Consider the following 3,582-nt stretch of genomic DNA (forward strand, 5'->3'; position numbering starts at 1 on the left):
AAACGAACAAAGCCTCCGTATCCTTATCAGACACGGAGGCTTCTTCTGAAAACGGCGACTACCTACTCTCCCACTGTTACGCAGTACCATCGGCGTGACCGGGCTTAACTTCTCTGTTCGGAATGGGAAGAGGTGGAACCCCGGTGCTGTAGTCACCTGAATAAGGCAGACATGATGAGAAAAAAGTAAAGTGTCCATACATTGCTGAACGTATATACCTCCATACACGGAAGGCAAAAAGTGGACGGGCAATTAGTAATGCTCGGCTATGACATCGCTGCCTGTACACCTGCATCCTATCAACGTTGTAGTCTACAACGACCCTGAGAAATCTAATCTTGTGGCTGGCTTCGTACTTAGATGCTTTCAGCACTTATCCAATCCCGACTTAGATACCCGGCAATGCACCTGGCGGCACAACCGGTAAACCAGAGGTCAGTCCAACACGGTCCTCTCGTACTAGTGTCAGAGCCACGCAAATTTCATGCGCCCACGATAGATAGAGACCGAACTGTCTCACGACGTTCTGAACCCAGCTCGCGTGCCACTTTAATGGGCGAACAGCCCAACCCTTGGGACCTTCTCCAGCCCCAGGATGTGACGAGCCGACATCGAGGTGCCAAACCCCTCCGTCGATATGAGCTCTTGGGAGGGATCAGCCTGTTATCCCCGGAGTACCTTTTATCCTTTGAGCGATGTCCTTTCCATACAGAAACACCGGATCACTATGCTCTAGTTTCCTACCTGATCGACTTGTAAGTCTCCCAGTCAAGCGCCCTTATGCCATTACACTCTGCCGACGGTTACCAATCGTCGTGAGGGCACCTTTAGAAGCCTCCGTTACACTTTTGGAGGCGACCACCCCAGTCAAACTACCCACCAAACAGTGTCCCCGCAACAACGGGTTAGAACTCAAATAATCAAAGGGCCGTATTTCAACAGCGGCTCCACAAATACTGGCGTACCTGCTTCGAAGCCTCCGGCCTATCCTACACATCAATTACCCAAATTCAATGTTAAGCTATAGTAAAGGTTCACGGGGTCTTTTCGTCCCATCGCGGGTAATCGGCATCTTCACCGATACTACAATTTCACTGAGCTCACGGTTGAGACAGCGTCCAGATCATTACACCATTCGTGCAGGTCGGAACTTACCCGACAAGGAATTTCGCTACCTTAGGACCGTTATAGTTACGGCCGCCGTTTACTGGGGCTTCAATTCAATGCTTCTCTTGCGATGACATCTCCTCTTAACCTTCCAGCACCGGGCAGGTGTCAGGCTGTATACTTCATCTTTCAATTTTGCACAGCCCTGTGTTTTTGTTAAACAGTTGCCTGGACCTATTCTCTGCGCCTCGCCGTAAAGCGAGGACCCTTTATCCCGAAGTTACAGGGTCAGTTTGCCTAGTTCCTTAACCGTGAATCACTCAAGCGCCTTAGTATATTCAACCCGACTACGTGTGTCCGTTTGCGGTACGGGTACCTGCAGGATTAAGTTTAGCGGATTTTCTTGGAAGTATGATTACACGCACTATTGGATTGTTCTAAGAACGCTCCATACTATCAGGTTCGACTCTTGCTCCGGATTTGCCTGGAACAATCAGCATCTACACCCTTCAACGGACTATTCCGTCAGTCCGCGGCGCTGTCACGACTCCGTCTCCACGTCACTCCCACAGGTAGTACCGGAATATTAACCGGTTCTGCCATCGGCCTCGCCGTTCGGCTGAGCCTTAGGACCCGACTTACCCTGATCCGATTAGCGTTGATCAGGAAACCTTAGTCTTTCGGCGAGGGGGTTTCCCACCCCCTTTATCGTTACTTATACCTACATTTGCTTTTCCACACGCTCCAGCAAAGCTCGCGCTTCACCTTCGACGCCGAGTGGAATGCTCCCCTACCGATGATTTCTCATCCCAAAGCTTCGGTAGAATACTTATGCCCGATTATTATCCACGCCAAACTCCTCGACTAGTGAGCTGTTACGCACTCTTTAAATGAATGGCTGCTTCCAAGCCAACATCCTAGCTGTCTTAGCAATCTGACTTCGTTAGTTCAACTTAGTATTCATTTCGGGACCTTAGCTGTTGGTCCGGATTGTTCTCCTTTAGGACATGGACCTTAGCACCCATGCCCTCACTCCTGACATAGAACTGACACGCATTCGGAGTTTGTCAAGACTTGATAGGCGGTGAAGCCCTCGCATCTTATCAGTCGCTCTACCTCATGCCAGTATAAGTCAAGGCTGCACCTAAATGCATTTCGGGGAGTACGAGCTATCTCCAAGTTTGATTAGCCTTTCACCCCCACCCTCAGGTCATCCAGAAGCTTTTCAACGCTTATTGGTTCGGTCCTCCAGATGGTGTTACCCATCCTTCAACCTGCCCAAGGGTAGATCACTTGGTTTCGCGTCTACTCCTTCCGACTATACGCCCTGTTCAGACTCGCTTTCGCTTCGGCTGCAGATCTGAAATCCTTAACCTCGCCGGAAAAAGTAACTCGTAGGTTCATTATGCAAAAGGCACGCCGTCACACCAGAAGGTGCTCCGACCGCTTGTAGGCACATGGTTTCAGGAACTATTTCACTCTTCTGTTCGAAGTGCTTTTCACCTTTCCTTCACAGTACTGGTTCACTATCGGTCTCTCGGGAGTATTTAGCCTTACCGGATGGTCCCGGCAGATTCACGCAGAATTCCTCGTGCTCCGCGCTACTCAGGATACCACTAGGCTTCGCTTGGCTTCGCATACGCAGCTGTCATGCTCTATGGCTGTACTTTCCAGAACATTCTGCTCACCAACTTTCTTGCCACGACGTGGTCCTACAACCCCACACATGCCGTAACATGGGTGGTTTGGGCTGTTCCCCGTTCGCTCGCCACTACTGGGGGAATCATTGTTTATTTTCTTTTCCTGCAGGTACTAAGATGTTTCAGTTCCCTGCGTTAGCCTCCTGCAATGCAGGATGATACTTCTTCAAAGTACCGGGTTGTCCCATTCGGAAATCCGCGGATCAAAGGTCATTTGCACCTACCCGCAGCTTATCGCAGCTTATCACGTCCTTCATCGCCTCCGAGAGCCAAGGCATCCGCCATGTGCCCTTACTTACTTTTTGTCTTACCGATCACGTATGGTCGATATATACTTTCAGCTTTTAACTTTACTTTTTTTTGGTCACATCATGTCAAAGAACGGTGTTTCAATTATAAAACAATAATCAAAACGGAGTGGAGAATAACGGATTCGAACCGTTGACCCCCTGCGTGCAAAGCAGGTGCTCTAGCCAGCTGAGCTAATCCCCCTTCTTATAAGTGGAAAACGGAAAGTGGAAAGTGGAAAATCCGGAGAGTTCCCGATTTTCATTTCTCAATTTTCAGTTTTCAACTTTGAAGTAGTCCCAGGCAGAGTTGAACTGCCGACCTCTACATTATCAGTGTAGCGCTCTAACCAACTGAGCTATAGGACTGTCAGTCAAACCCTCGCCTTACGGCTCGGCTTCTACTTTTCTCTCTTATTCTGATAAACAATTACGCGCAGCACAAGAGGTTCTTATGGAAGCATAACTTCAAGAACCAACGATCGAGT

Annotated in this window: 2 tRNA genes and 2 rRNA genes; all 4 read right to left on the reverse strand. The window is 49.2% G+C overall.

Features of this window, described 5'->3' with window-relative positions:
- Positions 1-49: 49 nt before the first annotated feature.
- Positions 50-160 (reverse strand): 5S ribosomal RNA (gene rrf / locus DW896_RS21200).
- A 72-nt stretch (positions 161-232) separates the two neighbouring features.
- Positions 233-3,112, reverse strand: a 23S ribosomal RNA gene (locus DW896_RS21205).
- 113 nt (positions 3,113-3,225) lie between these two features.
- Positions 3,226-3,299, reverse strand: a tRNA-Ala gene (locus DW896_RS21210).
- Positions 3,300-3,389: 90 nt separating this feature from the next.
- Positions 3,390-3,463: transfer RNA gene (locus DW896_RS21215), tRNA-Ile, on the reverse strand.
- Between the last annotated feature and the right edge of the window lie 119 nt (positions 3,464-3,582).

This window comes from Bacteroides sp. AM41-16 (assembly GCF_003603495.1).
Lineage (GTDB): Bacteria > Bacteroidota > Bacteroidia > Bacteroidales > Bacteroidaceae > Bacteroides > Bacteroides uniformis.